We start from the raw sequence: 14,948 nt of genomic DNA on the forward strand, positions 1-14,948 counted from the left end.
TCTCCTTGGATTCACGCATTTGTATTCATTAGGAAAACCGGATGTCCTCGCCGCGAAAGATCGCGGCAACCAAGGCCGGCGACGACGGGAAGTAGCCGTGAAAATAGCTGGCCACCAGATTCTGGTGGCGATACACCGCCTCTCCGTCAGAGCCGGCCTGCTTCTTCGCCCTGGCCGCAGGTTGCCAAGGGGTATCAAGACTGGAATGGTGATAGGTGTGGCCCCGCAACCCGCCCAGCTGGGTTTCCAGACTTTGCAGCCCCAGCGCGGTCAAACGGTTAGCCATGGTAGCGCGCCCGGGTACCAGGCCCAGCAGGCCATGCACCGTGCCGTCTTTGTCTGCCAGTTCTTCGGCACAGGCCATTAGCCCGCCACACTCTGCCAGAATGGGCTTACCGGCCTGATGGAAGGCGCGGATCGACAATTGCATAGGCTGGTTTTCCGCCAAGCTCCGGCCATGCAGTTCCGGATAGCCGCCCGGCAGCCAGAGCGCGTCGGCCATCGGTACTTCCGAATCGTGCAGGGGCGAAAAATACACCAGCTCAGCGCCCATGGCTGTGAGCAGATCCAGGTTGGCCCGGTATATAAAGCTGAAGGCCGCATCCCTGGCCACGGCGATCCGGCGCCCGGTCAGCAGCGGTTCTGGCCTGGGTGGTGCCTGAAAATGAAAAGGGACGGGCTTGGGAAGTCCATCCAGACCCGCTGATGTCAGGACTTCGGCCGCTCTATCCAGCCGATCACTAAGGTCGTCCATTTCTGCCGCCTGGACCAGCCCAAGGTGCCGGTCCGGGATATTCATGGCATCGTTTCGGGGTATCGCGCCCAACAGACTGATGCCATCCGGCAGGCTCTCCCGTAACAGCTCGCCGTGGTAGGGACTGCCAATCTTGTTGGCAATTACCTGATGAACAGGGAGTTCGGAATCAAAGCTCGCCAAGCCCAGGGCAACCGCGCCGAAGGTCTGAGCCATGCCTTTGGCATCAATGACGGGCAAGGCAGGAATACCCGCCAGTTTGGCCAGATCACCGCTGCTGGGGCTGCCATCAAACAACCCCATGGAGCCCTCCACCAGGATCAGGTCGGCGCTCTGGGCGGCCTCGGCCAGCCGCCACCGGCACTCGTCCTCGCCGATCATCCAGGGGTGCAACTGGTAAACCGGGTTACCGGAGGCCACCTCCAGCACCATGGGATCAAGGTAATCCGGCCCGTGTTTGAACACCCGGACGTTCCGGCCGGCGTTCCGGTGCAGGCGCGCCAGGGCGGCCGTAACCATGGATTTGCCCTGGCCGGAACCCGGGGCGGTGATCATGGCCGCTGGGACTTTGTTGTCTGACATGTGTTGCTTTTCCTGTCGTCTGAATTCGCTGCCCTCACGATACTTATGAGCTAGATTCGTTTTGGCACGAAGAAAGGCGCGCCATCCACTTCCACCGTTGCCAGTTGCTGGTTGTACAAACGTTCCAGAGCGTTCGGCGCCAGCATCCTTTCGGCCGGGCCCCAGCAGGTTTCGCCATTGGGGTACATCAGCAAAATATGATCACACCAGCGGGCAGCCAGGTTCAGGTCGTGCAGGCACATGAAAATGGCGTTACCCGCTGCCGCCCGGTCAGTGAGCAATTTCATGACGGCCACCTGGTGGTGCAGGTCCAGGTGATTTGTCGGTTCATCCAGCAGCCATGTATGGGGCGACTGAGTCATCAGCGTGGCAATCGCCACTCGCTGGCGTTCGCCGCCAGACAGGGTGCTGACCAGGCGGTTTTTCAGATGCAGGACATCGAGCGCTTCCAGTGATCTCTCTGCCGTGGCCAGATCGTCTGCCCCTTCCATCTGCCAGGGTGCCAGCCACGGATGACGCCCGATCAGCGCGGTTTCCAGTACCGTTGCCGGGAAGCCATCCTGTCGGTCCTGGAACACCAGCCCCAACTGTTGGGAGAGGGCTCTCCGCTTTAGCTTCGTTGTAGGTACATCATTCAGGAACAAAGCACCGGCGCGGGGCGAACGAAGGCCTGCGAGGGTGTGCAACAGCGTGGTCTTGCCGGCACCGTTGGGCCCGAGTACGCCCCAAACCTGACCTGATTTTATTGCCAGATCCAAAGGGTAACCGTCGGCCCGGCCAGGAATATCGATGACCAGTTCCCGGGTACTCAGGGTTTGCATTGGGGGGCGTTGGTTACCGGACATCAGCGACTCCGGTACAACAGATACAGGAAAGTGGGAACGCCCAACAGCGCGGTGATCACACCCACCGGCAGCTGCTCCGGCGCGATTACAACCCTTGCCAGGGTATCCGCCAGCACCAACAGTGTGCCACCGGCTAACGCACAGGCCGGTAAAATCAGGCGCTGGTCGTTACCAAGCACCAACCGGAGCATATGCGGGACCACCAGCCCTACAAAGCCTATGCTACCGGCCATGGTCACCGCCGTGGCCGTGAGCAGGCTGGCCAGTATGTAAATCAGCCATTCCAGTGGGCGCACTGAGATCCCCAGGGCTGCAGCCTGCATGGGGCCACGGGCCAATACATTCAGACTGCGGCCAAGAGGCACCACCAGCGCACAGACCAGCACCAGCACGCCAAGCCCCGGCCAGGGCGCCCTGGCGTAGGACACATCGCCCATTAGCCAGTACAACATGCCCGGCAATTCTCTGGCCGGGCTGATAGACAACATCAAGGTAATGACCGCGCCCCAGCCAGCCGCCACCACAACCCCCGTGAGCAAAAGGCGGGAGGGCGTCCAGCTGCCGGTGCCGTGGGCGAGCCCGAACACCATCAAGGTGGCCAGCATGGCACCGGCAAAGGCCGAACCGGAGATAACCGCGCCGCCGAGCCCCGCCAACATCGCCAGCAATGCCCCCACGGCGGCACCCCCGGACAGCCCCAATACATAGGGATCGGCAAGCGGGTTACGCAGCAGCACCTGCATCAATGCCCCGGCCACCGCCAGCAGACCTCCGGTGGCAAAGGCCGACAGCGTTCTGGGTAGCCGGAGCTCAAGAATCAGAGTGCGGTGCAGGTTGGAGCCCTCACCCAGAAACACCAACAGCACATCCGCAGGTGCAATTGCGACACTGCCAATACCAACCGACATCAACATGGCGATCAGCCCGGCTACGGCCAGAATGGCAAGGGGCAGGGTGATCGGGCGTATCACACCGCTACTCCACTAGGGCCGTCGGCCACGGGCCACCTCCAGTTTCTCGCAAAACAATTGCGTTCCCTCAAGCATTCTCGGAGTCGGTCGCTGAACCAGTGACGGCGGAATAAAAAACAGGTTGTTTCGCTCTGTCGCAGTGATGCTGGGGAATGCCTGCCAGCGCGTCAGCCAGTGGCGATTCTCCTCACCCATTCCACCCGCCAGAATGGCCTCGGGATTCGCCGCAATCACCGCTTCCGCACTGATCCTCGGCACTAGCCGGTCCAGCTGACCAAACACGTTATCACCACCGCAAAGTTCAATCATTTCACCGATCAGGTGCTGGCTGTTGACCGTCATCAGGGGCTCATCCCAAACCTGGTAAAATACCGGCACCGGATCAGCCTTGGCGTACGCCCCTTGCAAGTCGGCAATGCCCTGACGGAATCGCTCTGCCTCTGCAAAGCCTTTTGCTTCAGTACCTGCCAGTATGGAGATGCGCTCAATGGTGTTGGAGACAGCTTCAAAACTCCGGGGCTCAATGGAGAACACCGGGACGCCCATATCCTTGAGTGTGACCAGCTGCTCCGTCGGGTTCCCGGTTACCCAGCCAATCACGAGATCCGGCTGCAGCTCCAGCAGCCGTTCCATATCCATGCGGGTATGGCTACCCACTGAAGCGACCTCTCGGGCTGCCGGCGGATAATCGCTGTAAGCCACCACGGCAACCACCTGGTCACCGGCGCCCGCCGCCCATGCCAGTTCTGTCGCCCCAGGCGAAAGTGCGGCAATACGTTTTGCCGGGTGTTCCAGGCATATCTCCTCGCCCAGATCATCCGTGGCGCAGACATAGGATGCCAGGGCCGGAGATGCCAACAGCATCCAGCCGAGCAGTATGCTCACACCCTTAAGCTTTCCCACTGGCGCCTCCCCGGCAAGATTATGCAGTTTTATCGGAAGTCATAGCGAACCGAAAGAAACCCTGCGGTGCCCGCCGCCAGGTATCCTGAACCATCAAATCGGGTTGCCGTCGCGTATTCCTTATCCGTAACGTTCTGAAGCGTCAGCCGTGCTGTCCAGTCCGGAGCAAATTCCCACCCTGCACGAAGGTTGAAGGTGACGTAGCCCGGTAAACGATTTTGGTTATTAGCATCATCGTAGCGGTAACCACTGGCCAGAGCGGTACCTCCCAGGCTCCAGGCACCCATTTGACGGTCCAGGTCAACCCTCAGCGATTGGTGACTGCGACGACGCAGACGGTTATCCGTCTCACGGTCGCGCGGATCCATCAAGGTGAGTTTGACCCCAAGATCCCAACCATTCGAACGCAGACCGGAGGCCAGCTCCGCGCCACGAATACGGGCTTCACTCACGTTGGCAGGCCGGAGATCACCGCTGATGCTCTGGAGTTCAATCAGATTCTCTACGTCCAGTTGATAAAGAGCGGCATCCCAGTACCAGTGTTCGTAACGACCGCTAACCCCCAACTCCACGGACGCTCCTTCCTCCGGTTTGAGGTCCGGGTTGCCGGCATAACTGCCACCGAAATCGAATATCTCCAAAGGATAGTAAAGATCATTGAACGTAGGCGCCCGGAACGAGGTGCCATAACTCACCCGTACCCGGTGGGCGCGGTCAAACGAGTGACCAAGGGCAATGCCCCCGGTTTCCTGTCGACCGTAGGCCTCGTTGTCGTCGCCGCGAAAGGATAACTGAATATCGGAAGGGCCGAAGTTTAAGCGCAGTTGGGTGAATAACGCGGCATTGGTGCGACTGTTCTCATCGAACTCGATGGTGCTTTTCACTTCGTCGGATTGCAGCTCTCCCCCGACTGCGAGCTCGTGCACGCCTGCGGTGAAAGTGTTTTCCCATCGTGCGGTTCGGGTTTTGGTGTTGAATACAGAATCGCCGGCACTGCGGAAGCTTTCTTGCTCGTCAGCAGATTCGGAAAGCTGGATGGACGTCGCCCAATAATCACTGACAGGAGTATTCAATGTGACGCCGACGGTCCGGATCATAAAATCCGTGTTGCCACCGTCAAACTCAGTATTGCCCTCTGACTGCATTATGACGAGACTGGCCTCTCCTCCGCTCGGCAATTCATGCACAACACGCCCGACGCCGGCGGTATTGCGAAAGCCTTTGTCCTCGCCATCTTTCACTATTCTGGTGCCATCGGTTTCCTTGTGCAGCCCGCTGAGGCTGAACCGAGTTGCGCCGTGAGTCGCCGATGCGCCAGCACTGGTTTTCTGAGTGTTGAAATTGCCTGCTCCGGTTTCAACCCACCCTCGATTACCGTGCTTTGGATCCAGTGTAAATGCCTGAATGACACCGCCTACCGCGTCAGCGCCATAGAGTGCGCTGCGGGGGCCCCTGACGATTTCCACACGCTCGACCAGATCAACTGGAAAATACTGCCAGGGCGCGCCACCGCTGGTAGCAGAGCGAAGGCGCACCCCATCAACCAGAAAGACCGTGGAATCATTCGCGGTGCCACGAGTGAATACACTGGTGTTCTTGCCAAATGACCCGTTAGTGACCAGATCAATGCCGGGCTGCGCCGCCAGCAGATCGGTAAATTCGGCAGGCGCCTCGCGACGGATGGATTCTTCTTCGATGACCGTCACCGAAGACAGGCTTTCTCCCACCGTACGGGGGCCAAGCGTGGCAGTTACAACAATAGGCTCGAGAGTATCCGGGGCGGGTTCAGACTCTGAACCAGTCGCCGGTAGAGCAAAAGGTATGAACACAAGGGCAGACAAGGCTTTGGACCGCTTCATTTCTTCACTCGCTTCGCACCGCACTCACCCGTGCGGTTGATACTGATTAATGCGGAGGAGAAATGTCTGTATTGACGGAGGGTGGAGGGGCGTCGATCAATTGCATTGGCCGGTTCACCCACCGCCGCTGCCCTCCGCAACGTAGGTGTCTGGAACTCATGGGCTCCAAATTCCAGGCCGGTCTCCGGGCTTCCAGGTAGAGCGGATGCTCCGGGGCAATCACCTTCCCATGCCATAGGCACAGTGGCGCATTGGATTGCCTTTCACCTGATTACCGTTGCGGGGGCAGCGCCGGGCTCTCACCGGCTTCCCGTTTCACTCACTGCGTTCGCCGGACTATCGCCAGCCCGGTTGGAACGCTCAGAGCACCTGAAATTGCGGGCAAGACTATCAACCAGGGTGGGGGTGGTCAATGAGATATGTTAATTCAGACAACGCACCTCCCAGACGTTGCCAACCGGTCTCATCAGGCGGCAAACCGAAGCGCAGGGCTGACGGCTCATCAAACCACCGGACCAGGATGGCACGACGGGCCAACTCGTCCGCTATTTGTGCTGCCTTTTCGTGATGGATTGTGCGAAACAGCAACGTACCAGTAGCTGCTGGCATGCCAGATGTCCTGAGCACGCCGTCCATCCGCAGCCGAGACGTCTGCAGCCTGCCTCGCGCCTCCACCTGCCATGCCCTGTCGGCCAGAGCCCTTGCCATCAGATAACGCGCCGGGCCACTGACGGTCCAGGGGCCCAACTCAAAAGCCAGCGCACGGGTTAGTTCCGGGCTGGCCAATACTGCCCCGGCGCGAATCCCGGCCAGGCCGAAAAACTTGCCCAGTGATCGCAGAAGTATCAGACCCGGCCCACCCGCCCAGGGTTCCAACCCGAACCCGGGCTCTCCCTCAACAAAGGCCTGATCAAGCACCAGCCAGCCCCCACGTGCCTGTAATCGTTGTTGCCAAAGCAGGAGACAGGCCGGATCGACCAGCTGCCCGGTCGGATTATTCGGCTGTAACCACACCACAACATCCACAGAATCCAGCCAGGTCAGATCGTCTTGTTCTGTTGCCTGCTCAGGAATCGCCACCACCTCGAAACCGGCGCGACGCCAGGCATGACCGTGCTCGCGATATCCCGGCACGGGCACCGCCACCCGACCAACACCATGCATCCTGGCACGCACGGCAGGCAGGGCCATGATCGCCGCCTGGGATCCCGCCACCGGCAGGCAGCTGGCACGCTCGGGCGCACCTGCCCAGCAACGGATGATCTCTTCCAGCCCATCGTCCGGCTCTGGCAGTCGTTGCCATACCTCCGGTGGAATGGCCGGAACCGGCCAGGGTACCGGATTGATGCCGGTGGACAGATCAAGCCATTGCTCGCGGGGAATGCCCCAACGCTGTATTGCAGCCTGTAACCGCCCGCCATGCTCCGGGGATTCAGGAAGGTCGAAGGCCGTCATCCTGCACCTCCAGGCACCAACCAGCTGCCGGCAAGGGCGAGGATGAACAGCACCGACAACCACAGCATTACCCCACGCTGTACCAGGGCAATGGCACCTTCGATTGTCGCTGCCGAGGCCCCGGGACCACGACCTAACACTGGCCGTTCCTTGATGCCGTTGGCATAGGGCGCCGGTCCACCGAGGGTCACACCAAGGGCGCCCGCCCCGGCCGACATCACTGGCCCGGCATTGGGGCTATCCCAGGTTCTTGCCTGGGTACGCCAACAACGGAGCGCCACCCGGGTACTTCCCAACATCGCGTAAGTGAGGGCAGTCAGCCGGGCAGGCAGCCAGTTCATGAGGTCATCCAGCCTGGCGGCAAACCGACCGAAGTAAAGAAATCGGGAGTTGCGATAGCCCCACATGGCGTCCAGGGTGTTGATCAATCGGTGCAAAACCACACCCGGCAGCCCGGCAAGCAGGTACCAGAACAGACTTGAGAACACCGCATCGGCACCATTTTCCAGCATGGATTCCGAGGCAGCTGCGGCCACCCCCTCGTCGGACAGCGCCGCTGCATCCCGGCTGACAATCCACCCTACCGCTCTCCTGGCTTGGTCACCGTCACCCGCAGTCAATGCCGTGGACACCGCTCGGCCATGTTCCGCCAGCCCCCGTAACGACATTGCGAGCCATACGCCGGCCACTTGAGCCACCAACCATAGCCAGCCGGCCAGCCAGAATTGCAGCGCTACAGCCAGTGCCAGCACCGGCGTGACGACGATTGCGGTTGCCAGCGCACCCAGGCACAGGCTCCTTGCTGCGGCCTGCGGCTGGCCATTCAGGCCAGCTTCCGCCACCGAGGCCCAACGGCCAAAGCCTGCCAGAGGGTGCCACCGGCGCGGTTCACCAACCAGCCAGTCCAGTGCAACCGCCGCGACACATACCAACACCGCAACCAGAAACGTTTCCAAATGTGGGCTCCATGAATCAGATGCTGGCAAGTCTAACCGAGTGGAGCCTGATCTTGACACCTTCGCCTCACGGTAAGACCATCCTCGGTTTTCCGCCCACAAGGAATCATCGTCATGGCCCTGCCTCAAAGCTGGCTAGCACCGCCCCCCACCCCCTCAGCCGAACACGCCGCACTTGCCGCAGCGCGACAGCAGGTTCTGACCAAACCGCCAGGCTCTCTCGGGCAACTGGAGCAGCTGGCGATTACCCTGGCGGCCCTGAACGGCACAGACAAGCCAACCGTTGATCCTGTCCGCATGGTGGTGTTTGCCGGTGATCATGGCGTATGTGCTGAAGGTGTTTCCGCCTTTCCCCAGGAGGTCACCGCCCAGATGGTTGCCAACTTCGCTGGCGGTGGCGCGGCCATCAGCGTAATGGCCAGGGAACTCGGCGCCAGCCTGGAAGTTGTGAACCTGGGCACGGTCGGCGAGGTACCCATGCTCCCCGGCGTCATTCACCAGATTATCGGCCCCAGTACCGCCAACATGGCCGAAACACCCGCCCTTGGCCCGGGCCAGGTAGCTGCTGCACTGACCAGTGGCGACCAGGCAGCCGAGCGGTCGGCCAACGCCGGATGCCGGTTGTTCATCGGTGGCGACATGGGCATCGGCAACACAACCAGTGCCGCCGCACTCGCCTGCGCATTGCTTGGCCTGCCACCCGGGAAGCTCGTAGGGCCGGGCACCGGCCTTGATAGCCAGGGGGTCGCTCGCAAAACCCGGGTGGTATCCAAAGCACTGGCCCGGCATGGCGACGACCGAAATGCCTTGTCTGTGCTGACTTCCCTCGGCGGCTTCGAGATTGCGGCGTTGACCGGTGCCATCCTCGGCTGCGCAGCCCGCAAGATCCCGGTATTGGTCGATGGCTTTATCGTCTCGGCCGCCGCGCTTGTGGCGGTTAAACAGCAACCCGGAGCGCGCGATTGGCTCATGTTTGCGCACCGGTCTGCCGAGCCTGGTCACGACGCGGTGCTTGAAGCACTTGATGCGACCCCACTGCTGGACCTGGGCATGCGCCTGGGTGAGGGCAGCGGCGCCGCGGTTGCCCTGCCTTTGCTTCGGGCAGCCTGCGCACTGCATAACAACATGGCCAGCTTTGCTGATGCCGGCATCAGCGGAAAATCCGGGGAGTAGAACCATGACAACCACGGTAATCGACCTGATACGCCATGGCGAACCCGAGGGTGGCCAAAAGTTCCGGGGCAGCAAGGACGACCCGCTGAGCCCCGTCGGCTGGCAGCAGATGGAAGCCGCCGTGCACGATCACGACCATTGGGATGCCATTGTCAGCTCGCCGATGACGCGGTGCCGCCAGTTTGCAGAACAGCTCGCGCAAAGACGCAGGATTCCCCTGCACATCGAAGATGACCTGCGGGAAATCGGATTTGGTGACTGGGAGGGGTTAACTTCGCGGCAGGTCCAGGAACGTTATGGCGACCATCTCAGCCGCTTCTGGCAGGATCCCATAAATTCCAACCCGCCCGGAGGTGAAGCCATTACCGACTTCTACCAGCGTGTCACTCTCGGGCTTGATCGCTGGCAGGAAAAACTTGCGAACCAGCGTATCCTGATGGTTTGCCATGGTGGCGTTATTCGCATGGTGCTGGCCAACGTGCTGGGCATTCCCCTGGAGAAATCGTTTGCTGGTTTTTCCGTGCCCTATGCCTGCCGCAGCCGGATTCAGGTGGACCAGTCCGAGTTTGGCACCTTCCGCAGCCTGGTCAGCCACCAGTCTTGAGGGTCAGTGGCAGACCAGCCACCGACATCACCACCTCATCACAGCGCTGCGCGAGTGCCTGGTTGAGCCACCCCAGCTCGTCGGCAAAGCGACGGGTGAGGGGGTCCATGCCGATGGTGCCCAGCCCTACCTCATTGGTGACGATCACCAACGGGCCCGGATAGGTTTCCACGGCAGTCAGGAAGGCGGCACGTTCAGGCTGAAACAGCGAGCGGTCGGCGAACAGGAGATTACTCAACCAGAGACTCATGCAGTCCACCAGAACCAGCGGCGAGGTATCATGCCCGGCAGCCAGGCCTGACAGCGCCTGGCCAAGGTAAACCGGCTCCTCAACCAACTGCCAGTGTGCCGGGCGTTGCTGCTGGTGGCGCCGGATACGCAGGGCCATTTCATCATCACCGGCGGTGGCGGTAGCCACGTAAACCACATCTGTGCCGGCGTCTCGCGCCCGTTGCTCCGCCAGCCCTGTTTTTCCAGACCGGATACCACCGGTAACCAGTAACTTGTTGACCATAAAACACTCTCTCGTGCTTACCCACCGTGGCCAAGGTACACCAAGTGAACAGACAGCTGCTATAGTTTGGCCAGACTCTGGAATACCCGGTCAGCCAAACGCAAACATTTAATCAAGACTCAGTCACTCTGGAGAGCCCATGCAGGCCGAACTGTTGGACATCCGCAACCACATTGCCCAATACCCCCCGTTCAATGACATGCCTGAAGAACTTCTTGAACGAGTTGTCAGCGGTATTGAGGTGGTCTACTACCGCGCCGGCACCCAGATACTTGAACTCGGCCAGACCAATCATTGGCTCCACTATATCCGCAGCGGCGCCGTGGAGATTTTCCGCCGCTCCGGTGAACTGTATAACCGCGTGGGCGAGGGCGAAATCTTTGGCCAGTTCGGATTGATGATGAACAAGAAAGTCCGGTTTCCCGCCAAAGCCATCGAAGATTGCCTGATCTACAAGATTCCGGATACCACCTTTCAGCACCTGTGGGAAACCGACGAAAACTTTGCAGACTTTGTTGAGATTGAAGACCGCAGCCGACTGCGTTCGGCGGTTTCGCGTAGAGAGAAATCCAACGAACTGATGACCGCCAAGGTTACCCGCCTGATATCCCGGGAACCGGTTTCCGCTCCGACCACCGTTCGCCTGCAGGAAGCCGCCAGAATCATGACAGACAATGGCGTATCGGCGCTGCTGTTGATGGATGAAAGCGGCGAACGCCCGAAATTGCAGGGCATCATCACCGACCGGGATCTACGTACCCGTGCGGTTACCCATGCCCTGGCCTCGGAAACCCCGATCAGCGACATCATGTCGGAAGGACTGATCACTATCAGCGCCCGCTCCTTCATCTTCGAAGCCATGCTCACCATGCTCCACAACAACGTGCACCACCTGCCGGTGATGGAAGGCGACGAAGTGCGGGGCGTGATTGCGTTGTCAGACATCGTCAAGTATGAAAGCCAGAGCAGCCTGTACCTGGTCAGTAACATCTACCACCAGAACGACGTCAAAGGCCTGAAGAGAATCAGCCTGGAAGTCCGCGACAGCTTTGTACGCATGGTCAACGAAGACGCCAACTCCCACATGATCGGCAGCGCCATGGCCGGTATCGGTCGCAGCTTCAGCCAACGTCTGCTGGAACTGGGTGAAGAAAAGCTCGGACCGCCACCGGTGCCCTACTGCTTCATGGCCCTGGGCTCCATGGCCCGGGATGAACAGCTGGTTGTTACCGACCAGGACAACGCCATGGTGCTGGACGACAGTTTCATACCTGAAGAGCACGATGAATATTTTCTGGCGCTGGCCAAGTTCGTGTCCGATGGACTGGCCGAATGTGGTTACGCGTACTGCACCGGCGATATCATGGCCACCAACCCGAAATGGCGACAACCGCTGAGTGTCTGGAAAGGCTACTTCACCGACTGGATCGAAAACCCCAAGGCGGAAGCCCTGCTCAATAGCAATATCTTCTTCGACCTGGATGGCATTTACGGGCAAACCGACTTCACCGAACAGTTGAAAACCCTGATTGTAGAGAAAGCCAGCGGCAGTCAGCGCTTCCTTACCTTCCTGGCCAGGAACGCCCTGAACCGCACACCACCGCTCGGCTTCTTCCGCACTTTCGTGCTTGAAGAAGACGGCAAGCACCAGAAAACCTTCAACCTGAAACGCAGGGGCACCGCGCCGTTGTCGGACCTGATTCGGGTACACGCACTAGCCAGCGGCAGCCGCTCCCAGAACTCCTTCGAGCGCCTGAAAGACATCGCCCAGACCAAACTCCTGCTGGAAGACGATGCCGGCAACCTGCGCGACGCCCTGGAATTCATCTCCATTGTCCGCATCCGCCACCAGGCCCTGGCCATCGAAGAAGGCCGGGAGCCCGACAACAACGTACGCCCGGAAGACCTGTCCCCGTTCGAACGCAGTCATCTGAAAGACGCCTTCCAGATCGTCAGCAACGCCCAGAAGTTCCTGCGCTTCCGTTACAACGCCGGAGGAGCCACCAAGAATGTCTGACAGCATCAAAAGCGGAAACAGCAAACAGGACTGGCCAGACAACTACCGAAAAGCCGCAGAAAAAGCGCAGGATGCCCGAATCCGAGCCTTCTACCAAACCGGCTGCCCTGACCCACAAACCGCCGTTGAAGAGGTGCCACTGGTCGCCCTCGACTTCGAAACCACGGGACTGGATGCCGACCGCCATTCCATCGTCAGCATCGGCCTGGTCCCCTTTACCCTCGGCGGCATTCAACTCGGCAAAGCCTGGCACCAGATCGTCCGGCCGCAACTGCCGTTGCAGCAAGACACCGTCACCATCCACGGCATCACCCACAGCGAAATCGAATACGCCCCGGACCTTACCGACGTGCTCGACACCCTCTTCCAACACCTCAACGGCCGAATCCCCGTGGTCCACTACCGCAACATCGAACGCCCATTCCTGAACCGGGCCCTGCAGTGGCGCCTGAAAGAACAACTCCGCTTCCCGGTCATAGACACCATGGCCATCGAAGCCCACCTGCACCCCAAACGAAACCCAAGCCGGTGGCAACAACTCATGGGCAAACAACCCATCTCCATCCGCCTGGCCGACAGCCGAACCCGCTATGGCTTACCCCACTACGCCGGCCACAACGCCCTGATAGACGCCATCGCCACCGCCGAACTTTTCCAGGCCCAGGTACAGCATCACTTTGGCACTGATACACCGATAGGGGATCTTTGGGTTTAACCAATCCCTCACACACTACCCCGACCATGCAGGAAACTTTCGTTCACCGACTATCTGACCGAGTCTGGCTGTGGGAGTGGGGGCCTGCTTTCCAAAAATCTCGGAGGCCATGGATGGCCGGAGCGAAGCGCACATGGATGTGCTCGTAGCGTTTTTTGGAAAGCAGGCCCCCACTCCCACAAACTCCCCAACCCGCAGGCCAGGAAGGAAAACAGCACCAAGGCCAAAGGGCCATAGCCCCAAAGCTCTGCAACCGCTAGAATGACTCCACACCAACCAAAGAGCCCAAAGTGACCGAGCAAATCACCAAAACCACCCCCCTGGACGCCTTCCGTCGCGCCAGAAGAATGTGGCTAAAAGGGGAGAAAATCAGCCTCGCCGCCCTCGCCGATGACCTGCACATCGGCCGAGCCACCCTGTTCCGCTGGGTCGGCAACCGAGACCTCCTGATTGGTGAAATCCTATGGTCCCTGTATGAGCCACTGTACAAAGAAGCCCGGGCCCAAACCCCCGGCCATGGCGTAGACTACGTGGTCGGCGTATTCCGCCACATCAACATGACCATGCTGCACTTCAGCCCCCTGCGCAAATTCCTGCACCAGGACCCTGAATACGCCCTGAAAATGCTCACCTCGTCTCACTCCACCCTGCACGCCCGCACCGTGGAAGTGAACACCCGCTTACTAAAAGACGAAGTTCGCGCCGGCCACCTGAGCCCACCGATGAATATCCAGAGCCTGTCCTACTTTATGGTGCGCATCGCCGAATCCTGTCTGTACAGCGATATCATCGGCGGCCGCGAACCCAGGGATGAAGAACTGGAAGATGCCTGCACCGCTGTGCGCATCCTGCTGGGCGGGAAAGTCTGACAACATCTGCGCTGGCAGAACCGTGCAACGCAGGCTAATCTGACGCAATAACGCCGGGGCCCGTTCAAAAGCAGACCACAAACACCCGGAATCAACACCCGCAAAGGAGCGCGACATGCCGTTACACCAATCCATTAGCCAGAAACTGTTTACGCCCATCATCATCGCACTCGCCCTGATTGCCCTCACGCTCGCCCCCCAGGCTCTGGCACGCGACCTCACAGAAAAGACCGTCCGGTCATTCATCGACAGCCTCGGCGCCGCCGAAACCCTGGCCGAAGAACATCAAGACTTTCTCGACGCCCTGGAAGCCGAACAGGACGACGAAAACATGGATTTCTCCACCGTGTTCTCTTCCAGCCTCAAAGATCTGAAAGGCCATGCCATGTACGGCGAACTTGAAAAAGTCGTTAAACAACATGGTTTCTCTAGTCTTGACCAATGGGGCGAGACCGGCGACCGGGTGTTCCGTGCCTGGTTCGCCCTGGAGATAGATCAACAGGAAGGCGTGGCGCAACAGGAAATTCAGCAGGCGTTGGCTGAAATCGAAAATAGCCCTCATATGACCGAAGAACAAAAAGCCCAGATGCGGGCGATGATGCAATCCGCTACTTCCGCCATGGATACAGCAAGGAACGCACCGGAAAGCGATAAACGGGCGGTTCGACCGTTTATGGAGGAATTGCGGGCCATGAGCGAAGATGACGAAAGCGACTGGTAAACAGTAACCG

The 14,948-nt window shown here is 59.8% G+C and carries 14 protein-coding genes and 1 riboswitch; of the genes, 6 read left to right on the forward strand and 8 right to left on the reverse strand.

Translation table 11 applies throughout. The annotated features are described in order from the left end of the window. Window positions 1-28: 28 nt before the first annotated feature. The 7 genes from ACTZWX_RS05570 to cbiB all read right to left on the reverse strand — a co-directional run bounded on the left by ACTZWX_RS05570 (window position 29) and on the right by cbiB (window position 8,325). Entirely contained in the window at window positions 29-1,336 is a 1,308-nt protein-coding gene (locus ACTZWX_RS05570; RefSeq protein WP_444713090.1) for a cobyrinate a,c-diamide synthase, read from the reverse strand. A gap of 50 nt (window positions 1,337-1,386) precedes the next feature. Then, window positions 1,387-2,157, reverse strand: a complete 771-nt coding sequence (locus ACTZWX_RS05575) for an ABC transporter ATP-binding protein (protein WP_444713418.1) — start codon at window positions 2,155-2,157, stop codon at window positions 1,387-1,389. A gap of 23 nt (window positions 2,158-2,180) precedes the next feature. Beyond that, entirely contained in the window at window positions 2,181-3,095 is a 915-nt protein-coding gene (locus tag ACTZWX_RS05580) for a FecCD family ABC transporter permease (RefSeq protein WP_444713419.1), read from the reverse strand. A 69-nt stretch (window positions 3,096-3,164) separates the two neighbouring features. Further along, window positions 3,165-4,055 (reverse strand): cobalamin-binding protein, encoded by an 891-nt coding sequence (locus tag ACTZWX_RS05585; RefSeq protein WP_152437074.1) that lies wholly within the window; start codon window positions 4,053-4,055, stop codon window positions 3,165-3,167. Window positions 4,056-4,084: 29 nt separating this feature from the next. Next, entirely contained in the window at window positions 4,085-5,914 is a 1,830-nt protein-coding gene (locus ACTZWX_RS05590; protein ID WP_444713091.1) for a TonB-dependent receptor domain-containing protein, read from the reverse strand. 158 nt (window positions 5,915-6,072) lie between these two features. Next, a riboswitch (cobalamin riboswitch) is annotated at window positions 6,073-6,265 on the reverse strand. A gap of 39 nt (window positions 6,266-6,304) precedes the next feature. Then, window positions 6,305-7,369: a threonine-phosphate decarboxylase CobD gene (gene cobD / locus ACTZWX_RS05595; RefSeq protein ID WP_444713092.1), complete on the reverse strand. Its 1,065-nt coding sequence runs from the start codon at window positions 7,367-7,369 to the stop codon at window positions 6,305-6,307. Then, window positions 7,366-8,325 carry an adenosylcobinamide-phosphate synthase CbiB gene (gene cbiB / locus ACTZWX_RS05600; RefSeq protein WP_444713093.1) on the reverse strand — a complete coding sequence of 320 codons (960 nt, stop codon included), beginning with the start codon at window positions 8,323-8,325 and terminating at the stop codon, window positions 7,366-7,368. Before cbiB ends, cobD begins: the two co-directional genes overlap by 4 nt. A 114-nt stretch (window positions 8,326-8,439) precedes the next feature. Here cbiB and cobT point away from each other — a divergent pair, with 114 nt between their 5' ends. After that, window positions 8,440-9,498 carry a nicotinate-nucleotide--dimethylbenzimidazole phosphoribosyltransferase gene (gene cobT / locus ACTZWX_RS05605; RefSeq protein ID WP_444713094.1) on the forward strand — a complete coding sequence of 353 codons (1,059 nt, stop codon included), beginning with the start codon at window positions 8,440-8,442 and terminating at the stop codon, window positions 9,496-9,498. Between the two features lie 4 nt (window positions 9,499-9,502). After that, on the forward strand, window positions 9,503-10,102 hold the full coding sequence (locus ACTZWX_RS05610) for a histidine phosphatase family protein (RefSeq protein WP_444713095.1): 600 nt from the start codon (window positions 9,503-9,505) through the stop codon (window positions 10,100-10,102). Here the strand turns inward: ACTZWX_RS05610 and cobU are convergent. After that, window positions 10,086-10,616: a bifunctional adenosylcobinamide kinase/adenosylcobinamide-phosphate guanylyltransferase gene (gene cobU / locus ACTZWX_RS05615; protein WP_444713096.1), complete on the reverse strand. Its 531-nt coding sequence runs from the start codon at window positions 10,614-10,616 to the stop codon at window positions 10,086-10,088. The two genes, ACTZWX_RS05610 and cobU, sit on opposite strands and share 17 nt — an antisense overlap. Window positions 10,617-10,755: 139 nt before the next feature. On the opposite strand from cobU, the gene ACTZWX_RS05620 reads away from it, so the two are divergent. The 4 genes from ACTZWX_RS05620 to ACTZWX_RS05635 all read left to right on the forward strand — a co-directional run bounded on the left by ACTZWX_RS05620 (window position 10,756) and on the right by ACTZWX_RS05635 (window position 14,938). Then, a complete protein-coding gene (locus tag ACTZWX_RS05620) occupies window positions 10,756-12,633 on the forward strand; it encodes a putative nucleotidyltransferase substrate binding domain-containing protein (protein WP_444713097.1) in 1,878 nt (625 codons plus the stop codon). Further along, window positions 12,626-13,348, forward strand: coding sequence for a 3'-5' exonuclease (locus ACTZWX_RS05625; protein WP_444713098.1), 723 nt, complete (start codon window positions 12,626-12,628; stop codon window positions 13,346-13,348). The genes ACTZWX_RS05620 and ACTZWX_RS05625 overlap by 8 nt, the downstream gene beginning before the upstream one ends. A 290-nt stretch (window positions 13,349-13,638) precedes the next feature. Continuing rightward, window positions 13,639-14,217, forward strand: a complete 579-nt coding sequence (locus tag ACTZWX_RS05630) for a QsdR family transcriptional regulator (RefSeq protein WP_444713099.1) — start codon at window positions 13,639-13,641, stop codon at window positions 14,215-14,217. 115 nt (window positions 14,218-14,332) lie between these two features. After that, the gene (locus ACTZWX_RS05635) at window positions 14,333-14,938 is read left to right on the forward strand and encodes a hypothetical protein (RefSeq protein ID WP_444713100.1); all 606 of its coding nucleotides are present in this window, start codon (window positions 14,333-14,335) and stop codon (window positions 14,936-14,938) included. Window positions 14,939-14,948: the final 10 nt, after the last annotated feature.

The sequence above is a fragment of the Marinobacter sp. NSM genome (assembly GCF_052380025.1).
GTDB lineage: Bacteria > Pseudomonadota > Gammaproteobacteria > Pseudomonadales > Oleiphilaceae > Marinobacter.

What these genes read in the sequence shown, in the direction of transcription:
- ACTZWX_RS05570 (WP_444713090.1), bottom strand. Translation starts at nt 1,336, where the DNA reads ATGTCAGACAACAAAGTCCCAGCGGCCATGATCACCGCCCCGGGTTCC.
- ACTZWX_RS05575 (WP_444713418.1), bottom strand. Translation starts at nt 2,157, where the DNA reads ATGCAAACCCTGAGTACCCGGGAACTGGTCATCGATATTCCTGGCCGG.
- ACTZWX_RS05580 (WP_444713419.1), bottom strand. Translation starts at nt 3,095, where the DNA reads ATGTTGATGTCGGTTGGTATTGGCAGTGTCGCAATTGCACCTGCGGAT.
- ACTZWX_RS05590 (WP_444713091.1), bottom strand. Translation starts at nt 5,914, where the DNA reads ATGAAGCGGTCCAAAGCCTTGTCTGCCCTTGTGTTCATACCTTTTGCT.
- cobD (WP_444713092.1), bottom strand. Translation starts at nt 7,369, where the DNA reads ATGACGGCCTTCGACCTTCCTGAATCCCCGGAGCATGGCGGGCGGTTA.
- cobT (WP_444713094.1), top strand. Translation starts at nt 8,440, where the DNA reads ATGGCCCTGCCTCAAAGCTGGCTAGCACCGCCCCCCACCCCCTCAGCC.
- ACTZWX_RS05610 (WP_444713095.1), top strand. Translation starts at nt 9,503, where the DNA reads ATGACAACCACGGTAATCGACCTGATACGCCATGGCGAACCCGAGGGT.
- cobU (WP_444713096.1), bottom strand. Translation starts at nt 10,616, where the DNA reads ATGGTCAACAAGTTACTGGTTACCGGTGGTATCCGGTCTGGAAAAACA.
- ACTZWX_RS05620 (WP_444713097.1), top strand. Translation starts at nt 10,756, where the DNA reads ATGCAGGCCGAACTGTTGGACATCCGCAACCACATTGCCCAATACCCC.
- ACTZWX_RS05625 (WP_444713098.1), top strand. Translation starts at nt 12,626, where the DNA reads ATGTCTGACAGCATCAAAAGCGGAAACAGCAAACAGGACTGGCCAGAC.
- ACTZWX_RS05635 (WP_444713100.1), top strand. Translation starts at nt 14,333, where the DNA reads ATGCCGTTACACCAATCCATTAGCCAGAAACTGTTTACGCCCATCATC.